This is a genomic window from Brevundimonas sp. FV2ps16 (assembly GCF_058681075.1).
In genome coordinates this window covers 952,708-971,178 of record NZ_CM178728.1, presented here as the reverse complement: position 1 = coordinate 971,178, position 18,471 = coordinate 952,708, and the positions used below count along the sequence as shown (strand labels likewise).

The following is an 18,471-nucleotide window of genomic DNA, read 5'->3' as shown; positions in this document are numbered from 1 at the left end:
CGCTGTTCGCACGTGTTGACGCCGCTCGGTGAGCCGCCGACAAGGATCGTCATGAAAAGTCCCATCACCATGCAGGCGTCGGCCGTCTCACGGAACGCCGCCGCCTTGATCGCGACCGTCGCGGCGGGCGCGGCCATATACTGGCTTCGAGACATACTGACGCCTCTGGCCATGGCCATGTTCCTGCTGATCATGATCGACGGGGTGAAGCGATCAGTGGCCGCCCGGACCCCGCTGAACGACCATTGGGCCGGCATCGCGGCCTTGGTGCTGGTTGTTCTGGCCTTCTTCGCCTCCATCGCCATCATCGTGAACGGCGCAGCGGGCTTCTTCGGCGAAGCCTCCGGCGTGTCACAGAACATCGGGCCGCGCATCGATCAGATCATCCGCGACGTCTATGGCATGGTGCGGCTGGACAATCCGCCGACGGCGCAGGAGCTGATCAACGGCGTCGATATTCGCGGCTATGTCGCCTCGGTCGCCATCCAGGCCCAGGGGATCGCCTCAGGCGCCTTCTTCGTCATGGTCTATCTGGGCTTTCTGCTCGCGTCTCAGATCGGCTTCCGGCGCAAGATCGTCGCCATGTTCCCGCAAAAGGCCCAACGCGACGAAGCGGTCGCCGTGTTCGAACGGGTGCGCGGCGGCGTCGAGGGCTATATCTGGGTCCAGACCGTCACCGGGGCCATGATCTGCCTGGCGGCCTGGATCCTGATGCGGGCCGTGGGCCTTCAGAACGCCGAGTTCTGGACCTTCGTCATCTTCATCGTCGGCTTCATTCCCGTGCTGGGCGGGGCCGTGGCGGGACTGGCGCCCCCCCTGTTCGCCCTGGTGCAGTTCCCCAGCTATTGGCCCGCCCTGATCCTGCTGGTCGGACTTCAGACCATTCTCTTCATCGTCGGCAATCTGGTTCAGCCGCGCATGCAGGGCGACAACCAGAACATCGATCCGGTCGTGGTCCTTCTGTCCCTGGCCTTCTGGGGCAAGCTGTGGGGCGTGGTGGGCATGTTCCTGTCGACCCCTTTGGCCGTGATGGCCATGGCGATCCTGGCCGAGTTCCAGGGCTCGCGCTGGATGGCGATCCTATTGTCGGGCGACGGCGAGCCCTATGCCGACGAGGGGCGACGCAAGGCGAAGGCTGGGGCCAAGACCCCTACAAGCAAGACGACCGAAAACGAGGCCTGAGCCCTGCGGCGCCGGGTCGCGCCAAAAGCCGCGCTTGCGTCCCTTGAACCGGCCGAAAGGCTTCCCATTTCCCTTATCGACGCCGCGGGACATTCCCCTCCGAACCGCGGCGAAGCGACCGACGCACCCTCCCCTCCCCTCGCGTCGGTTCGCGCAGGCCGCCGAGTTCCCCCGCTCGGCGGCCTTCTCGTTTTTGCGACGCAAAAGTCTTCCAACCTGAACACTGTTCAGGAGACTCTTCGGTCTTCAGGGGCTTCACGAGCGACCAGACCTGGCCTAGTCAGCGATGTGACGCGCAGTCGCGCGCCCGCCCCAGCGGCCGAGGCCGCGTCGCCCGAGACCTTTGTCCATGACCGCCCTCGATCCGCGCCCCGCCCCGGTTCAGCCGATCTCTCCGGCCGCCCTGGAAGCTTCCTTTGCGCGGATCCTGGGGACCTCCCCCGGCAAGGCCGAACAATCCTTCCTGGCCCAGGCCCATGAAGACTATGCCGCCGACGAGACGCCCGAGCTTGACGGCGAGGACCTGGCCGCCCTGCTGGCGGCCTCCTGGCGTGCGGCGAAGGATTACCCCGCCGGATCGGCGCCTCTGATCACCGTGGGCCCGCTGTCGGGCGCGGACGGTCAGGCCCTGGACTATGATCTGGTCCGTATCATCCAGACGGACGCCCCCTTCCTGGTCGACAGCGTCATGGGCGCCCTGGCCGAGGCCGGGGTTTCGGTCCGCGCCCTGTTCCACCCCGTGGTGGAGCTGGACGGTCGTCGCCTGTCGGTGATCATGCTGGTGATCGACGGCGCGCCGCAGGAACGACGCGACGCCATGGGCGAGGGCCTGGCCGAATGCCTGGCCGACGTCCACGCCGCCGTCGCCGACCATGAGGCCATGACCGGCCTGATGCGCCAGGCCCTTCTGCGATTGCAGGAAACGCCGCCGAAGGTCGATCCGGCGGTCCTGACCGAGAACATCGCCTTCCTGAAATGGCTGAAGAGCGATCATTTCGTCTTCCTGGGCGCCCGCGACTACGACTATCCGCTGAACGCCAAGGGCGACTATGAGGCCGAGGCCCCGCTGGGCCAGTCGAGCGCCGGCCTGGGCATTCTGGCCGATCCCGAGCGCACCGTCCTGCGCCGCGCCTCCGAGCCGGCCGTGCTGACGCGCCAGATGCGCCGTCAGCTGGACCTGAGCGAACCCGTCACTGTCGCCAAGGCCAACGCCCGGTCGCGGGTCCACCGCCGCGCCTACATGGACTATGTCGGGGTCAAGCGTTACGGCCCGGACGGCAAGGCGACGGGCGAGACCCGGTTCGTCGGCCTGTTCACCTCCGACGCCTATGACCAGCTGGCGACCGAGACCCCGCTGATCCGACGCAAGGTGGCCAATGTGATGGCTCGCGCGGACAAGGCGCCGGGCAGCCACAACGAGAAACGGCTGCGCAACATCCTCGAGAATTATCCGCGCGACGAGCTGTTCCAGATCGGCGAGGACGAGCTGCTGTCCATCGCCCTGGGCATCCTCCACCTCTACGACCGTCCGCGCATCCGCCTGTTCTCGCGGCAGGATCCGTTCGACCGGTTCGTTTCAGTCCTGTGCTTCATCCCGCGCGAGAAGTTCGACGCGGCGGTGCGCGAGCGGATCGGCCAGATCGTCGCCCGCGCCTGGGGCGGCCGGATCTCGGCCTGGTATCCGCAACTGTCCGACGCGCCCCTGGTGCGGGTCCATTTCATCATCGGCGTGACGCCGGGCGATCACCCGACCCCCGATGCGGCCCAGCTGGAACACGACGTGGCCGAGGCGGGTCGCGGCTGGGTCGAGCGGTTCGAAAGCGCCCTGCGCCGTGCGGATGTGACCGATGTCGAGGTCGGGCCGCTGAGCACCCGCTGGGCCCGCGCCTTCGGCGCCGCCTATCGCGACCGCTATGACGCCGACGAGGCCGCGATCGATCTGGGCGAGATGGACCGGCTGAACGCGACCGGTCAGGTCGGCGCCGGAGAACCCGTCGTGGTTCGCGCCTTCCGCAACGCCGAGGACAGCCGCCTGCAGTTCCGGTTCAAGCTCTATCGGCGCGGTCCCGCGGTTCCCCTGTCCGACGTTCTGCCGATCATGGCCGACATGGGTCTGAAGACCCTGGAGGAATACGGCTATCCGATCCGGCCGTTGGGCGCGGACGAGATCCACGTCCACGAGTTCCTGATGGAGGATCCGCGCGGCGAGGAACTGGTCTTCGCCGATGTGAAGGGCCCGTTCGAGCGCGCCTTCGCCGCCGTCTGGAACGGCCGCACCGAGAGCGACGGCTTCAACCGTCTGGTCGTCGAACTGGGCGTCGAATGGCGCGAGGCCGCCCTGATCCGCGCCCTGGCCCGCTATCGCCAGCAGACCGGCCTGGACCCGTCCCAAGCGGTGCAGGAAGAGGCGCTTCGGGAGTACCCGGACGTGTCCCGGGCCCTGCTGTCGCTGTTCAAGGCCAAATTCGATCCGGTCGACGGGGCGGTGGAGAGCCGCGAGGGTGCGGTCAAAGCGCTGAACGCCAAGATCAACGCCCTGCTGCAGGACGTGAAGAGCCTGGATCACGACAAGGCGCTGCGCCGCATGGCCGCCCTGATCGGGGCGATCAAGCGGACCAACTACTTCCAGCTGGACCTGGACGGCCTGCCCAAGCCGCACATCTCGATCAAGATCGCCTCGCGCGAGCTTGAGGATCTGCCGCTGCCCAAGCCCTATCGCGAGATCTTCGTCTGGGCGCCCCATGTGGAGGGGGTTCACCTGCGCTTCGGCCCCGTGGCGCGGGGCGGCCTGCGCTGGTCGGACCGGCGCGACGACTTCCGCACCGAGGTGCTGGGCCTGGTCAAGGCGCAGCAGGTCAAGAACGCGGTCATCGTGCCGGTCGGCTCCAAGGGCGGCTTCTATCCCAAGCAACTGCCCCGGACGACGGATCGCGAGGCCATTCAGGGCGAGGCCATCCGCGCCTATCGCACCTTCCTGTCCGGCCTGCTGGACATCACCGACAATATCGCCGCCGACGGGTCGGTGACGCGCCCGGCCCATGTGGTCGCCTGGGAGCAGGACGATCCCTATCTGGTCGTCGCCGCCGACAAGGGCACGGCGACCTTCTCGGACATCGCCAACGGGGTTTCGGCGGCCTACGGCTTCTGGCTGGGCGACGCCTTCGCGTCCGGCGGGTCGATCGGTTACGACCACAAGGCCATGGGCATCACCGCCCGGGGCGCCTGGGAGGCGGTCAAGCGCCACTTCCGCGAGATCGGTCCGCGCGACAAGGTCTGGGACATCCAGACCGAGCCCTTCACCATGGTCGGCGTCGGCGACATGTCGGGCGACGTCTTCGGCAATGGCGCCCTGCTGTCCAAGGCGACCAAGCTGATCGCCGCCTTCGACCATCGCGACATCTTCATCGACCCCACGCCCTTCCCCGCCGCCAGCTGGACTGAGCGCAAACGCCTGTTCGACCTGCCGCGTTCGTCCTGGCAGGACTATGACAAGGGCTTGATCTCAAAGGGCGGCGGCGTCTTCTCGCGGTCGGCCAAGTCGATCCAGCTGACGCCCCAGATCAAGGCGGCGCTGGACATCACCGACGACGAACTGGACCCGGCCAGCCTGATCCGCGCCATCCTGAAGGCGCCGGCGGACCTGCTGTATCTGGGCGGCATCGGCACCTATGTGAAATCGGCGGCCGAGACCGACGCCCAGGTCGGCGACAAGGGCACGGACGCCCTGCGGATCAATGCCGACGAACTGCGGGTCAAGGTGGTGGGGGAAGGGGCCAATCTGGGCTTCACCCAGGCCGGACGGATCGCCTTCGCCCAGAACGGCGGCCGGATCAACACCGACGCCATCGACAACTCGGCCGGGGTCGACACCTCGGACCACGAGGTCAACATCAAGATCCTGGTCGGGTCGGCCGTGACCAACGGGGTGCTGAAGCCTGACGAACGGACGCCGCTGCTGGCCTCCATGACCGAGGAAGTCGGTCTGAAGGTGCTGGCGCACAACTATGACCAGACCCTGGCCCTGACCCTGCAACAAGCGGAAGGGGCAGGGGCGCTGGACGCTCAGCAGCGGTTCATGCTGGCCCTGTCGGCGCGCGGCAAGCTGGACCGCAAGGTCGAGGGCCTGCCGGGCGACGCTCGGGTCAAGGAGATGATGGCCGCCGGAATCCCGCTGGCCCGGCCCGAGCTGGCCGTGCTGACCGCCTATGCCAAGCTGGAGCTGTCGGAAGAGATCGTCGCGTCCCAGGCGCCCGAGGATCCCTTCTTCGAACAGATCCTGGTCCGCTACTTCCCGCAGGCCCTGGCCCGGTTCGAGCCGCAGATGAAGAGCCACAGACTGCGGCGCGAGATCATCGCCACCGTCATGGCCAACGAAGTCGTCAACATGTGCGGCCCAACCTTCCCGGACCGGCTGCGCGGCTCGGCCGAGTGCGACACCACGGCCCTGATCATCGCCTTCGAAGCCGCACGGCGCGTCTTCCGGCTGGACGAGGCCTGGGACGCGGTTTCGGCCCTGGACCGGACGATCTCGGCCGAGGCCCAGATCGACCTGTATCGTGAGATCGCCGTGGTCCTGCGCCGCCAGACCTTCTGGCTGGCCCGGCGCGCCAAGGCCGGGGTCTCGGTCCAGGCGCTGATCGATCGCTATCGGCCGACGGCCGACGCGCTTCAGGCCGAAGGGGCGCCCGTGCTGTCGCGCTTCGAACAGGGGCGTCTGGACTGCCGGGTCGAGGCCTTCGCCAAACATGGCGCGCCGGAGGATCTGACCCGGCGGATCGGCATCATGCGGCCGCTGGTCGCCGCCTCCGACATCGGCGATCTGGCCCAGGAGACGGGCTGGCCCGTGGCGGCCATGGCGCGACTGTATCACCAGGTCGGGGCGGCCTTCGACTTCGACCGGCTGCGGGCGGCGGCGGGATCCATCCCGTCGGCGGACCATTTCGACCGGCTGGCGGTGCGTCGCCTGATCGAGGACCTGATGAACGAGCAGGCGACCCTGACGCGGGCCGTGGCCCGGGCGTCAGACCCGTCGGTGGGCGTCAGCGAGGACGCGGCCGAGGGCGCCGTCGACGCCTGGATCGGATCGAAACAGGCGACGGTCGAAGGCGTGCGCGCCTCGGTCGACGAGATCGAACAGTCGGGTTCGGGCTGGACCTTCGCCAAGCTGACCATCGCCAATGCGACGATCCGCGATCTGGCCACGGCGGCGGTGCAGGCTTGACGGCGGCCCCGTCTCACCGCCTCTTCGGCCGATAAGAACAGGCGGGGAGGCCGGTATGCCGAGAAAGTTCCTGGTCGTCGTGGACGACAGTCCCGAGTTCGAGGCCGCGCTGCGGTTCGCCTGTCGGCGCGCCCGCTCGACCGGGGGGCGGGTCGTCATGCTGCGGGTCATGCCCTCCAACAGCGACGCCCACTGGTCGGGCGTGCGCGAGGAGATCGAGCGTCAGCAGCGCGAGGAGGCCGAAGCCCTGCTGAATCGGCTGGGCGAGGAGGCGACGGAGCGATCCGGCGCCGCGCCGATCTTCCTGATCGAGAAGGGCGAGGCCCAGGGCGCGATCAAGAAGGCGGTCGGGGACGATCCGGACATCAAAATCCTGGTCCTGGCGGCCGGAAGCGGTTCGCGTGGGCCGGGGCCGCTGGTCTCGGCCATCATCAAACAGGGCGCCCAGCTGGGCGGGCGCAAACTGCCGGTCACCATCGTGCCCGGCGAACTGACCGAGGCCGAGATCGAGGATCTGGCCTAGAGGTGCGAACCGGCCAGGGTCCAGGCCGTGGAAATAGACTCATTCCACGCTAAAAAGCGGCGTGACGATGTCAAAGACCAGGCGACATCCTACACCCGCCCAGACCGGCGCTGAGTTCAAGACGAATTCCCCAAGCAGGCGATTGAAATCGCTGGTTTATACCCTCACGACAAGACGCGCTGGACGGCTGCGCCGTCTAGTGCTGTAGCCCTCTCCCGGCGGGAGAGGGTTTTTTGCTTGGGTCACCCCTTGGGAACCAGCCGCCACATGTGGAGAGGGTGGCGCACAGTCCCGGCCTCGGCTCCCGCGGCGTCGCCTCGGCCCATATAGAGGTCGGCGCGGACGGGCCCGCGAATGGCCGAGCCGGTGTCCAGCGCCATGGCCAGGCCGCGATAGGAGGCCGTGGCGCCGCGCAGGTTCCCTCCGTCGGCCTCCAGCCAGACCAGTTCGCCATAGCGCCAGTGGGACGGATCGACGGCGATGGCCCTGCGCTCGGTCAGGGGCACCCCGGCCGCGCCAGGCGGATGACCGTCATCGTCCGGATCCAGGCGGAAGAAGATGTAGCGGGGGTTCAAGGCCATCACCGCCTGGGCTTCATACCCCCGGTGATCGGCCAGCCAGCCCCGGATAGCGTCGCCGGACGTACCGTTTTCCGGCAGCAGGCCCTGGCGGGCCATCGGCCGGGCGATGCCGACGAAGGGCCGGCCGTTGTCGGCGGCGTAGGCGGCGCGGGCGCGCGTCCCGTCCTCAAAGGTCAGATAACCGGAGCCCTGAATCTGGAGGAAGAACAGATCTTCGGGCCGCATCCACGCCAGGGCCTGGTCGGGACGAGCCTGGGCTTCGATGGTCGCCCGGTCGCCGGCGCTGCGCGGATCGGCGGGCTTAGGCAGGACGGGGGCCGAAAACTCGGCGTCCGGGATGCGCCGGGCCGGATATTCGGGTGCGAAATAGGAGGTCAGCAGCCCCGGCGACCCGTCAGGGGTGCGGGCAGGCACGGCGCTGAAGTTGGCCTCGAAAAAGGCGCGGGCGGCGCTGGGGGAGAAGGCGGGGCCTGCGGACAGGGCGCGGGCGCGGGCGCAGACCGTTCGACCGGCCATATCCCGCGCTGCGCTGCAGCCTTCGACATAGGCGCGGAAGGCGGCGAGATGATCTTCGTCATTCCAGCCGGGCAGGACAGCCGGGCTGACGGCGTCGGATGGCGAGGGAGGGGGAGGCGCGTCCGGCGTCGGCGAGGGAATATAGGGTGTAGGCCCGGATTGGGGTCCTGTTCCCGGCGTGGCCGGCGCCGTCGGGGTCATGGGAGCGGTCGAACAGGCGGCGGCCGCCAGGACCGACGCAAGCGTCGGCGCCCAGCGCAAGACCCGCCTGGGCGCCGCCTTCCTGGCCGCCGACATCAGGCGTTGGCCGGCTCGACGCGGGCCAGGACCCAGTTGGGATCAGCGGCCCCGAGGGTGCGTTCGAAGGTCCAGTGTTCGGCGGTGCGGCGTTCCTCGACCAGGGGCTCGCCCGTGACGGAATCGGCGGTTTCGCCCGAGGCCTTGGTCACGCGGCTGCGCAGTTCGGCCAGGAAGCGGACCTTGGCCACGGCCTTGTCGCCCTGGACAGTGGCGCCTTCCAGGTCCGCGCGGGGCGGGAAGAGGAATTCGACCGTCTCAGTCTCGCCGCGCGTCTCGCGCGCCGCGATGCCGGCGTCGAACGAGGCCATGACATTGGCGGTCAGCAGGGGCGTCAGGGCCGTGCGGTCGCCGGCGGCGTAGCCGCGAACGATGGTCTCATAGGCCTGCCGCGCGCCCTCGATGAAACGATTGGGGTCGAAGGCCGGGTCGCGCGCCTTCAGCCCGGCGATGGAGGCGAGGGTCGCGGCGTCCAGCGCCGGGGTCTTGGAGGCCTCGGGCGTGACGGTCTGCGCCGCTGGCAGGGTCTTGGCGTCCTCCTGCGGCTGACGGCCGACCCTTTTGCCCAGCACATTATAGAGCTGGAACAGGACAACCGCCGCGATGACGGCGAAGATCACGATCTGGAACTGGACCGGCAAGGGGACTTCCTGACTTTCGGCGCGCGAGCGAAGATGCGCCATGGAGACGATTAGGGTCTCATATAGGAGGACGCAAGGCGATGCGCCCCCCTGGCGAGCGAGCGACGTTGCGGCCAAGCGTCTCGCTGTGGTAGTCGCGGCGCCTTATTCCCGGCCCAATCGGCCCTTTCCCGTAATCGAAGACGCCCATGACCGACGCCGCTCCGCCCGCCGACACCAACGCCCCGACGCAGGGCCAGCCGCAGCAGGGTCAATCCGCCGGTCCCGGCTTCCGCATCCTGGCGCAATATGTCCGCGACTTCTCGTTCGAGAACCCGCGCGCGCCGGAATCCCTGCGTATCGACGGCAAGCCGGCCATCGACCTGGGCGTCGAAATGTCGGCCCAGGGCCGTCCGGACGGCCTGTTCGAACTGGATCTGAAGCTGTCGATCAAGGCCAGCCACGAGAGCCAGGCGGTCTTCCACGTCGAGCTGGTCTATGGCGGCCTGTTCCAGCTGGCCAATGTCCAGGAGAAGGACATCGAGCCGCTGCTGCTGATCGAATGCCCGCGCTATCTGTTCCCGTTCGCCCGCGAAATCATCTCGCGCGCCACGGCGGACGGCGGCTTCTATCCGCCCTTCATGCTGGACCCGATCGACTTCGCCGCCATCTATATTGCGCGCCAGCAGCAGATCGCCCAGCAACCGGTCGAGACGGGACAGGCGTAAGAACAAAAGTCTCCCTCCCCCTGCGGGGGAGGGGGGCGAAGGCGTAGCCGAAGCCGGGTGGGCCGGGCCGAGCAAGGCCTCATCGATCTGATTTGGATCCGTGCGCTGCCGCCTAGCCGCCCCCACCCCGTCGCTGCGCGACGCCCCTCCCCCGCAGGGGGAGGGAGAAAATTGAACCCTAGGCCGCTTCTTCCTCGACCTTGACCCCATAGGCGTCCCACAGGGACCGGTCCTTGAGGACCTCGGCCAGGAAGGCGAGATGGGCGGCCTGTTCGTCCGGCGTCGAGCGCGGCGCCAGCGGGCGAGGGCGGGCGCCATAGGCGGCGGCCTGGATGACGCCGGACGCATCCCGGCCCGCGACCGGGGCTGACGACAGGTCCAGAACCCGTTCCTTGCCGCCGCGAAGCTCCAGATAGACCTCGGCCAGCAGACGGGCGTCGATCAGGGCGCCGTGCAGGGTGCGTTCGACCAGCGACACCTTGAACCGCTTGCACAGGGCGTCCAGCGAGTTGGGCATGCCGGGAAACCGGGTTTGGGCCAGTTTCAGCGTGTCGATCCAGCGCGCCTCGCCGGTGATCGGCCGGCCGCACAGCTTGTACTCATAGTCGATGAAGTTGCGGTCGAAGGCGGCGTTGTGCGCGATCATCGGCGCGTCGCCGATGAATTCGATCAGGTCGTCGGCGATCTGGTGAAATTTCGGGGCGTCCTTCACCTTCTCGTCGGTGATGCCGTGCACCCGGATCGCGTCCGGCGGGATGGTGCGCTCAGGATTGACGAACCGGTGGAAGGTGCGGCCGGTCGGCAGCAGATCCTGAATCTCGATACAGCCGACCTCGATCAGCCGGTCGCCCGTCTTGGGGTCGAAGCCGGTGGTTTCGGTATCCAGAACAATCTCGCGGGCCATGGCTCTTAATGGAGTCGTTCGTTGCTTTGCGAAAGACCGGCTTTGCCGTGACGGGGAGATATCCACGCCGGATCCAGCACGGTCTCGACCACGGCGGCCACTTCGGCGCGCGCGGCCTCCAGACCCCGTCCGGTGTCGATGACGAAGTCGGCGCGGGCGCGTTTTTCGGCGTCGGGCAGTTGGCGGGCCAAAATGGCTTCAAACCGGTCGCGGGTCATGCCGGGGCGGGCAAGGACGCGCTGGGCCTGGATCGCCGGGTCGGCCGTGACCATGACCACGGCGTCGACCTGGGCGTCGCCGCCGGTTTCGAACAGAAGGGGGATGTCGAGCACGGCCAGTTTGGTCCCCGCAGCTCGCGCTGCCTCCAGATCCGCCGTCCGCCCCTGAGCGACCAGGGGATGGACGATGGCTTCGAGCCGGCGAAAGGCGGTCTCGTCGCGGCCCAGGACCTGGGCCAGTAGGGTGCGGTCCACCGCCCCGTCCACGATCACGCCGGGAAAGGCGGCGCCGACCGGTTCGACGGCGGCGCCGCCCGGCGCATAGAGCTGATGCACGGCGTCGTCGGCGTTCCAGACCAGGGCGCCCAGGTCGGCGAACATGGCCGTCGTCGTCGACTTGCCCATGCCGATGGAACCGGTGAGCCCCAACAGGATCATGCCGTTTCGCCCAGATGCGCCGTCAACAGGGCGCGCAGGTCCAGCGGCGGCGGCGGGCGGCGGAACAGGGCCTGGAACGAGGGCGCCGCCTGGCCGATCAGCATGGCCAGTCCGTCCACGGTGGGCAGGCCGCGCGCCCGCGCGGCCGTCAGGAAGGGCGTGGCCAGGGGCTTGTAGGTCATGTCCATCATCACCGTGCCGGAGGCGACGGCGTCGAAATCGAGATCCGGCTGGACGCTGAGAGCGTTGATCACCAGGACGGCGCCGTCGAGGGCTTCGGACGCAGGCATGACCCGGACCGAAGCGCCCAGATCGGCGGCCAGGGCCTCAGCCCGATCCGGCGAGCGATTGACGATCCGCACCTGAGCCCCGGCCTCGACCAGGGCCCCGGCTCCCGCCCGCGCCGCGCCCCCGGCGCCCAGCATGACGACCGGGCGACCGGCGAGGTCCAGATCCGGCGCCTGTTCCTTCAGACCCAGCATCAGGCCCACGCCGTCCGAACTGTCGGCGGAGACCCGGCCGGCGTCGAACGTCAGGATATTGGCGGACGCGGTCAGGCGCGCCGCCGGGGTGGCCTGATCCGCCAGGGCGAAGGCCTGCTCCTTGAACGGGGCGGTGACGTTGAGGCCCAGGATCAGACCGGCGCGGCCAGCGGCCACCAGGGCCTCAAATCCTGCCGCGTCTGCGGGAGCGAAGGGCACATAGGCGCCGTCGATGTCGCCGGCCGCCAGCCAGGCGTTGTGGATGACGGGGCTGAGGGAATGGGCCACCGGATTGCCGGCGATCCCCGCGACCATGGCCGCGCCCGTGATGCGATGACGGCTCATGCGGGTAGGACCCCCGCGCGGCGCAGCTCGGCCAGGACCGGCCACAGGGGCAGACCCAGGACGGTGAAATAGTCGCCGTCGATCGCCGCGAACAGTTGCGACCCCATGCCCTCCAGCCGGTAGGAGCCGACGCAGGCCAGCAGGGCCTCGCCCTCGGCGGCCAGATAGGCCTCGAGGAAGGCGTCGGAGAATTCGCGCATCCGCATCTCGACCGTATCCACGCCGGACCAGACGATCTGGCCTTTCACCGCCAGGGCGGCGCCCGAATGGAGGTGGTGGATGCGGCCGCGCATCGATTTCAGCCGGTCCCGAGCGGCCTCGAGCGACTTCGCCTTGGAAATCAGCCCGCCGTCGAAGGCCAGGGTCTGATCCGAGCCCAGCACCCAGGCGGTTTCGTCATCGCGCGACACGGCCAGGGCCTTTGCCTCGGCCAGGCGCACCGCCAGGGCGGCGGGGTCCAGATCGGTCGAGACGGCCTTGATCGCGTCCTCGTCCACGCCGGCGACGCGGACCTCAAACGGGACGCCGGCGTTTTCCAGCATGGCGCGACGAGCGGCGCTCTTGGACGCGAGGATTAGGGGTTCGCGCTCAAGCAGCCCGGAGGGCGATAGCGCAGCGGAAATAATCATCTACCAGCTCGTTCCGATCTTGTGGTTGCGATGCTCGCTGAGCAGGTTGGTGATGGCGGCCGCCGTTTCCTCCACCGACCGGCGCGTGACGTCGATGGTGGGCCAGCCGCGGCGGGCGAAGGCGCGTTTGGCCTTGATGGTCTCGTCGCGAACGGCGTCCTGGTCGGTATAGTTGGAGGACTGGCTGGCGTTCAGATTGTCGATCCGGTTGCGCCGGATCTGGACCAGACGGTCGGGCGAGACGGTCAGGCCGATGACCAGCGGGTTTTTCAGCTGGGTCAGCCGCTCGCCGTCCTCCTGCCCCGGCACCAGGGGCACATTGGCGGCGCGGATGCCGCGGTGGGCCAGATAGATGCAGGTCGGGGTCTTGGACGTCCGGCTGACGCCGCACAGGACGACATCAGCGCCTTCCAGCTGTTCCAGCGAGCCCTGGCCGTCGTCATAGGCCATGGCGAAGTCCAGGGCGGCGATCCGGTTGAAATAGTCGTGGTCCAGGGCGTGCTGGGCGCCCACGCGGGTCGACAGGGCCGCGCCCAGATAACGAGACATGGCGCCGACCAGGGGATCCAGGGCGCCGATCTGAGGCATGTCCAGACGACGGCAGCCCTCTTCCAGCTGTTCGCGCAGATCGCGATCCACCAGGGTGTGCAGAACCACGCCGGGCGCGGCCTCCACCTCCTGCAACACCCGCTCCATCTGCTTCTCCGACCGCACCAGGGCGTAGATGTGCTCGATCGGAATGACCCCGTCGAACCGGGCCGTCACCGCCTTGGCCATGGCGTTCAGGGTCTCGCCGGTCGAGTCTGACACCAGGTGCACATGGAAATAGGTCGCCAGACGGGCTGGACCGGGGCGGGCGCCGGTAGGTCGCGCGGGGCTCATGCGATGGGTCGACTCCCTGTTGACAGACTCAGGGCGCCTTGGGGACGGCGGGGGACCGTCGGGGCGCCGTTCTCCTTAACGCCTGATCGATCCGACCGCGAGCGGGGATGAGGGTGGATGGCGACGACGATCCGACCCCGGTTCATCCCAAGGCGGAAAACCGGTTTCGCCATCGCTGTGGAAAATCCTAATGAAGGGTTAACGCCGGTTTACCCCGTTCACAGCCGCATCCCCCCGCAAACCCTTTGGCGTTAAGGTTTCGTTAGGGATTGTCCACTGGCTGGATAGTCCTGTTCCGCATCCCCGATCGGGTTTGAGCCCTCGTGGATATCCGTTTTTGTTCCGCCGCCGCCGCCGCTTTCGTCCCCGCCGTTCCACCGCCCTACCTGCCACTTCGAATCTTTTAATTCTAAATCTGATTAGGGATTGAGAGCGGGGGGCTGTGACCTTAATCGTCCGACATGACCGATCCGACCCAGAACGCTGTTCAGACCCCCGTGATGATCCGGGCTCTCCGAGGAGAGACGTTGGACCGTCCGCCGGTCTGGTTCATGCGCCAGGCGGGGCGGTATCTGCCCGAGTACCGCCGGCTCAGGGCCGAGGCGCCGGACTTCATCGCCTTCTGTCTGAACCCCGAGATGGCGGCAGAGGCGACGCTTCAGCCGATGCGTCGGTTCGGCTTCGACGCGGCCATCGTGTTTGCGGATATCCTGTTGATCCCGCGCGCCCTGGGTCAGGACGTCTGGTTCGAGACCGGCGAGGGGCCGCGTCTCGGCGAAATGCCTATTCCCGGTCGAATGGCGGAACTGGCCCCCGCCGCCGGCGAGTATCTGTCGTCGGTGGGCGAGACCCTGTCGATCGTGCGCAAGGCCCTGGAGCCTGAGCGGACGCTGATCGGTTTCGCCGGCGCGCCCTGGACGGTGGCGACCTATATGCTGGATGGAGAGGCGCGGACGATCGGCAAGGGCGAGCGCGCCCAGGCCCGGACCTACGCCTATGCCGACCCCCGTCGGGTGGATGAAACCCTGGAGGTTCTGGTCGAGGCCACGGCGCGGTATCTGAAGATGCAGGCCGACGCCGGCGCCCAGGTTTTAAAGATCTTCGAGAGCTGGGCCGAGGGGCTGCCGGACGACCTGTTCGAAAGACTGGTCCTGAAGCCCCACCAGGCGCTTGTGAGGCGTACGCGGGAGCTGGGTGTCACCGTGCCCCTGATCGGCTTCCCACGGGGCTCTGCGGCGCTTGCAGAGCGGTATGCGCAGGAGGTTGAGGTCGACGCCGTCGCCCTGGACACCGCCTGCCCGCTGGAGGTCGGCAAAAGGGTGCAGCAGATCAAGCCGATCCAGGGCGCCCTGGACCCCCTGTTGCTGCGCGCCGGGGGCGAACTGCTGGATCGCCGGGTGGATCAGCTGATGGAGGCCTGGGGCCAGGGGCCATGGGTGTTCAACCTGGGCCATGGCATATTGCCCGACGTGCCCATCGACCATGTCGAGCGGGTTCTCAAAAGGATCGGCGCCCAATGACCCAAACTACCCCGCAAGGCAGCCGTATCGCGGTGGTGCTGTTCAATCTGGGCGGGCCCGACGATCAGGCTTCGGTGAAGCCTTTCCTGTTCAACCTGTTCAATGACCCGGCCATCATCGGCCTGCCGGGATTTGCGCGGACGCCTCTGGCCAAGCTGATCTCCAGCCGGCGCGAGATCAGCGCCCAGGCCAACTACGCCCTGATGGGGGGAGGATCGCCCCTGCTGCCGGGCACCCGCCGTCAGGCTGAGGCCCTGGAGGCGGTGCTGAACGCGCGGCTGACCGGGGACGAGGTTCGGGTCTTTATCGCCATGCGTTACTGGCATCCGCTGACCGAGGAGACGGCTGTGGATGTGGCGGCCTTCGGGCCTGACGAGGTGGTGCTGCTGCCCCTCTATCCGCAGTTCTCGACCACCACGACCCAGTCGTCGCTGAAGGTCTGGAATGAGACCTATGCCGGGTCCGGCGTCAGTCGCGCCGTCTGCTGCTACCCCCGCGCCGACGGCTGGGTCGAGGCCCAGGCCCAGGCCATCGGAACGAAGCTGGACGAGGCGGGCGACGGACCGGTTCGGGTCTTGTTCTCGGCCCACGGCATCCCCGAGAAACTGGTCAGCAGCAAGGGCGACCCCTATCAGGAACAGGTCGAGACGACCGTGGCCGCCGTGGTCGCCGCTATCGAACGCGACCGGGGACCGATCGACCACGCCCTCTGCTACCAGAGCCGCGTCGGGCCGATGAAATGGCTGGGCCCGTCGACGCCCGAGGCCATCGAACAAGCCGGCCGGGACGGGGTCGGGGTCGTGATCACCCCCATCGCCTTCGTCTCCGAACATATCGAGACCCTGGTCGAGCTGGATATCGAATACGGCGAACTGGCCCACGAAAAAGGGGTCAGTTTGTATTTGAGGGCGCCGGCTGTCGGGACGGCGCCGCTGTTCATCGACGCCCTGGCCGATGCGGCCGTCGGCGCCCTTGGCCGGACCGGCGTCGCGCCGTTCGGGCCGGGCTGCAAGGCGGACTGGAAGGCCTGCCCCTATCGTCAGCGCAAGGATGCGGCATGAACCTGTATGATTTGGCGCGCGGTCTGCACATTCTGGCGGTGATCGCCTGGATGGCGGGGCTGTTGTTCCTGCCGCGCCTCTACGCCTATGACGCCGAGCAGAATGCCAAGCCGGAGCCCCTGCGCGGCGAGATGCAGGCGCTTCTGAGGCTGTGGCAGACGCGGCTGCTGCGGATCATCGTCAATCCAGCCATGATTCTGGCCTGGGGGTTCGGCCTGTGGCTGATCCATATCGATGTCTCGGCGCGCGGGCCGGCGTTTCTGGCCGAACCGTGGATGCTCGCCAAATTGATCGGCGTCTTCCTGCTCAGCGGTTGGCACGGTTTCCTGGCGGCGCAGCGCAAGAAGATCGCCGCAGGGACGTCGAAATATTCCGGCAAGTTCTGGCGTATGACGAACGAGGTTCCGTTCGTCCTGGCCATCGTCATGGTGCTGTCGGTGACGACGGAGTGGACGTTCGGGTGAGAGGTTCCCTGCCCTTCTCCCGTGGGGAGAAGGTGGCCCGAAGGGCCGGATGAGGGCCCGCCGGTGGGCCAGCTCGCATAGCCGTCCCTCCATCCCTTCAACACTGCGCCCCTCACCCTTTCGCGCAAGACCGATCGCTGCGCTCTCGGGCGCTCAAGCCCTCTCCCGGCGGGAGAGGGAAGTTTGCCAACGCCTCCGCTTGACCTGAACCGCCGCCTGTGGTTCCGCTGGCGATGAACCGTTCGGTCCTTCCGGCGGTCCCTCTCTTTTCGCGACGCCCGCCGGTTCGATCAGCGGGAGCCCGTCGTGCTCCCCTTCGGCCTCACGGCCAGACATTTCCAGAGACTTGACGCCGTGCGGTTCCGTGCGCGCGTTCGCGGGCCTGTATTATGACCGACGTCACCGACAACGACACCCCCGAGACCGAGAACGCCGAGGCTGAAGCCCTGGCCCATCACGGCGCCGAGCATGAAGCCGGCGAGGCGGCGGGCGCCGATTCCGGCGTGGACACCACGGCTGACGACGAAGAAGATGATGGCGAGTCCGTGGTGCCGAACGGCCGGATCACCCTGGCCGAGCTGAACGAGAAGACGCCGGCCGACCTGGTCGCCTTCGCCGAACAGCTGGAGGTCGAGAACGCCTCGAACCTGCGTAAACAGGATCTGCTGTTCGCCATCCTGAAGGCCCTGGCCGACGAGGAAGTCGAGATCATCGCCGACGGGGTGCTGGAAATCCTGCCCGACGGCTTCGGCTTCCTGCGTAGCTCGGACGCCAACTATCTGCCGGGACCGGACGACGTCTATGTGTCGCCGTCGCAGATCCGCCGTTTCGGCCTGCGGTCGGGCGACACCGTCCATGGCGCCGTGCGGGCGCCGCGCGAAGGCGAGCGCTATTTCGCCCTGCTGAAGGTCGACACGATCAATCTCGAAGACCCCGAGATGGTCAAGACCAAGGTCCTGTTCGACAACCTGACGCCGCTCTATCCCGAAGAGCGGCTGCACATGGAAATCCAGGATCCGACGCTGAAGGATCGTTCCGGCCGGGTCATCGACATCGTCGCCCCCCTGGGCAAGGGCCAGCGCTGCCTGATCGTGGCGCCGCCGCGCGTCGGCAAGACGGTGATGCTGCAGAACATCGCCAAGTCGATCGAGAAGAACCACCCGGAAGTCATCCTGATCGTCCTGCTGATCGACGAACGGCCGGAAGAAGTCACCGACATGCAGAGGACGGTCAAGGGCGAGGTCGTGGCCTCGACCTTCGACGAGCCGGCCACGCGCCACGTCGCGGTCGCCGAAATGGTGATCGAAAAGGCCAAGCGTCTGGTCGAGCACAAGAAGGATGTGGTGATCCTGCTCGACTCCATCACCCGCCTGGGCCGCGCCTATAACGCCACCGTGCCGTCGTCGGGCAAGGTGCTGACCGGGGGCGTGGACGCCAACGCCCTGCAACGGCCGAAACGCTTCTTCGGCGCCGCGCGGAATGTGGAGCAGGGCGGGTCGCTGACCATCATCGCCACGGCCCTGATCGACACCGGCAGCCGGATGGACGAGGTGATCTTCGAAGAGTTCAAGGGCACCGGCAACTCGGAAATCGTGCTGGACCGCAAGGTCGCCGACAAGCGCATCTTCCCCGCCATCGACGTGCTGAAGTCCGGCACCCGCAAGGAAGACCTGATCACACCGAAGGATCAGCTGGCCAAGACCTATGTCCTGCGTCGCATCCTGAACCCCATGGGTCCGCAGGACGCGATCGAATTCCTGCTCGACAAGCTGCGCCAGTCGAAGAACAACTCGGACTTCTTCCAGTCGATGAACACCTGATCCGTTGTCTGACGGTTTCACGTGGAACAGGAGACCGCAG

The 18,471-nt window shown here is 67.6% G+C and carries 15 protein-coding genes; 8 read left to right on the top strand and 7 right to left on the bottom strand.

Annotation, left to right across the window (positions count from 1 at the left end; all coding sequences use genetic code 11):
- The first annotated feature begins 51 nt into the window (after positions 1–51).
- The 3 genes from ACW170_RS04565 (at position 52) to ACW170_RS04555 (ending at position 6,926) form a co-directional block, all read left to right on the top strand.
- Positions 52–1,182, top strand: coding sequence for an AI-2E family transporter (locus tag ACW170_RS04565; protein ID WP_492088492.1), 1,131 nt, complete (start codon positions 52–54; stop codon positions 1,180–1,182).
- Between the two features lie 349 nt (positions 1,183–1,531).
- A complete protein-coding gene (locus ACW170_RS04560) occupies positions 1,532–6,403 on the top strand; it encodes an NAD-glutamate dehydrogenase (protein WP_492088491.1) in 4,872 nt (1,623 codons plus the stop codon).
- 55 nt (positions 6,404–6,458) lie between these two features.
- Positions 6,459–6,926, top strand: coding sequence for a universal stress protein (locus ACW170_RS04555; RefSeq protein ID WP_492088490.1), 468 nt, complete (start codon positions 6,459–6,461; stop codon positions 6,924–6,926).
- A gap of 242 nt (positions 6,927–7,168) precedes the next feature.
- Here the strand turns inward: ACW170_RS04555 and ACW170_RS04550 are convergent, their stop codons facing one another.
- Both ACW170_RS04550 and timA read right to left on the bottom strand, forming a co-directional pair.
- Positions 7,169–8,320: an MltA domain-containing protein gene (locus ACW170_RS04550; RefSeq protein WP_492088489.1), complete on the bottom strand. Its 1,152-nt coding sequence runs from the start codon at positions 8,318–8,320 to the stop codon at positions 7,169–7,171.
- A complete protein-coding gene (timA, locus tag ACW170_RS04545) occupies positions 8,320–9,003 on the bottom strand; it encodes a TIM44-related membrane protein TimA (protein ID WP_492088488.1) in 684 nt (227 codons plus the stop codon). Before timA ends, ACW170_RS04550 begins: the two co-directional genes overlap by 1 nt.
- A 146-nt stretch (positions 9,004–9,149) precedes the next feature.
- On the opposite strand from timA, the gene secB reads away from it, so the two are divergent.
- Positions 9,150–9,668, top strand: coding sequence for a protein-export chaperone SecB (gene secB / locus ACW170_RS04540; RefSeq protein WP_492088487.1), 519 nt, complete (start codon positions 9,150–9,152; stop codon positions 9,666–9,668).
- Between the two features lie 178 nt (positions 9,669–9,846).
- Here secB and dnaQ read toward each other — a convergent pair whose 3' ends face one another.
- Genes dnaQ through ACW170_RS04515 form a run of 5 tightly spaced genes read right to left on the bottom strand, consistent with a single transcriptional unit; the run spans position 9,847 to position 13,566 of the window.
- The gene (gene dnaQ, locus ACW170_RS04535; protein WP_492088486.1) at positions 9,847–10,572 is read right to left on the bottom strand and encodes a DNA polymerase III subunit epsilon; all 726 of its coding nucleotides are present in this window, start codon (positions 10,570–10,572) and stop codon (positions 9,847–9,849) included.
- Between the two features lie 5 nt (positions 10,573–10,577).
- Positions 10,578–11,228: a dephospho-CoA kinase gene (coaE, locus tag ACW170_RS04530; protein ID WP_492088485.1), complete on the bottom strand. Its 651-nt coding sequence runs from the start codon at positions 11,226–11,228 to the stop codon at positions 10,578–10,580.
- The gene (locus ACW170_RS04525) at positions 11,225–12,055 is read right to left on the bottom strand and encodes a shikimate dehydrogenase family protein (RefSeq protein ID WP_492088484.1); all 831 of its coding nucleotides are present in this window, start codon (positions 12,053–12,055) and stop codon (positions 11,225–11,227) included. The genes coaE and ACW170_RS04525 overlap by 4 nt, the downstream gene beginning before the upstream one ends.
- A complete protein-coding gene (locus ACW170_RS04520) occupies positions 12,052–12,684 on the bottom strand; it encodes a Maf family protein (protein WP_492088483.1) in 633 nt (210 codons plus the stop codon). The genes ACW170_RS04525 and ACW170_RS04520 overlap by 4 nt, the downstream gene beginning before the upstream one ends.
- Positions 12,685–13,566, bottom strand: coding sequence for a pyruvate, water dikinase regulatory protein (locus ACW170_RS04515; RefSeq protein WP_492088482.1), 882 nt, complete (start codon positions 13,564–13,566; stop codon positions 12,685–12,687). It lies immediately after the preceding gene.
- Positions 13,567–14,027: 461 nt separating this feature from the next.
- On the opposite strand from ACW170_RS04515, the gene hemE reads away from it, so the two are divergent.
- From hemE to rho, 4 genes are all read left to right on the top strand, one after another.
- Positions 14,028–15,086, top strand: coding sequence for a uroporphyrinogen decarboxylase (gene hemE, locus ACW170_RS04510; protein ID WP_492088481.1), 1,059 nt, complete (start codon positions 14,028–14,030; stop codon positions 15,084–15,086).
- Complete coding sequence (gene hemH, locus ACW170_RS04505; RefSeq protein ID WP_492088480.1) at positions 15,083–16,147, top strand: ferrochelatase; 1,065 nt, start codon at positions 15,083–15,085, stop codon at positions 16,145–16,147. The genes hemE and hemH overlap by 4 nt, the downstream gene beginning before the upstream one ends.
- A complete protein-coding gene (locus ACW170_RS04500; protein WP_492088479.1) occupies positions 16,144–16,611 on the top strand; it encodes a CopD family protein in 468 nt (155 codons plus the stop codon). Before hemH ends, ACW170_RS04500 begins: the two co-directional genes overlap by 4 nt.
- Before the next feature lie 389 nt (positions 16,612–17,000).
- Entirely contained in the window at positions 17,001–18,431 is a 1,431-nt protein-coding gene (gene rho, locus ACW170_RS04495) for a transcription termination factor Rho (protein ID WP_492088478.1), read from the top strand.
- The last annotated feature ends 40 nt before the right edge of the window (positions 18,432–18,471 follow it).

Excerpts from the sequence above, each read along its gene's own strand:
- ACW170_RS04515 (WP_492088482.1), bottom strand. The coding sequence starts at position 13,566 with ATGAGCCCCGCGCGACCTACCGGCGCCCGCCCCGGTCCAGCCCGTCTG.
- hemE (WP_492088481.1), top strand. The coding sequence starts at position 14,028 with ATGACCGATCCGACCCAGAACGCTGTTCAGACCCCCGTGATGATCCGG.
- timA (WP_492088488.1), bottom strand. The coding sequence starts at position 9,003 with ATGGCGCATCTTCGCTCGCGCGCCGAAAGTCAGGAAGTCCCCTTGCCG.
- rho (WP_492088478.1), top strand. The coding sequence starts at position 17,001 with ATGACCGACGTCACCGACAACGACACCCCCGAGACCGAGAACGCCGAG.
- ACW170_RS04555 (WP_492088490.1), top strand. The coding sequence starts at position 6,459 with ATGCCGAGAAAGTTCCTGGTCGTCGTGGACGACAGTCCCGAGTTCGAG.
- ACW170_RS04520 (WP_492088483.1), bottom strand. The coding sequence starts at position 12,684 with ATGATTATTTCCGCTGCGCTATCGCCCTCCGGGCTGCTTGAGCGCGAA.
- dnaQ (WP_492088486.1), bottom strand. The coding sequence starts at position 10,572 with ATGGCCCGCGAGATTGTTCTGGATACCGAAACCACCGGCTTCGACCCC.
- secB (WP_492088487.1), top strand. The coding sequence starts at position 9,150 with ATGACCGACGCCGCTCCGCCCGCCGACACCAACGCCCCGACGCAGGGC.
- ACW170_RS04565 (WP_492088492.1), top strand. The coding sequence starts at position 52 with ATGAAAAGTCCCATCACCATGCAGGCGTCGGCCGTCTCACGGAACGCC.
- ACW170_RS04560 (WP_492088491.1), top strand. The coding sequence starts at position 1,532 with ATGACCGCCCTCGATCCGCGCCCCGCCCCGGTTCAGCCGATCTCTCCG.
- hemH (WP_492088480.1), top strand. The coding sequence starts at position 15,083 with ATGACCCAAACTACCCCGCAAGGCAGCCGTATCGCGGTGGTGCTGTTC.
- ACW170_RS04550 (WP_492088489.1), bottom strand. The coding sequence starts at position 8,320 with ATGTCGGCGGCCAGGAAGGCGGCGCCCAGGCGGGTCTTGCGCTGGGCG.
- ACW170_RS04525 (WP_492088484.1), bottom strand. The coding sequence starts at position 12,055 with ATGAGCCGTCATCGCATCACGGGCGCGGCCATGGTCGCGGGGATCGCC.
- coaE (WP_492088485.1), bottom strand. The coding sequence starts at position 11,228 with ATGATCCTGTTGGGGCTCACCGGTTCCATCGGCATGGGCAAGTCGACG.
- ACW170_RS04500 (WP_492088479.1), top strand. The coding sequence starts at position 16,144 with ATGAACCTGTATGATTTGGCGCGCGGTCTGCACATTCTGGCGGTGATC.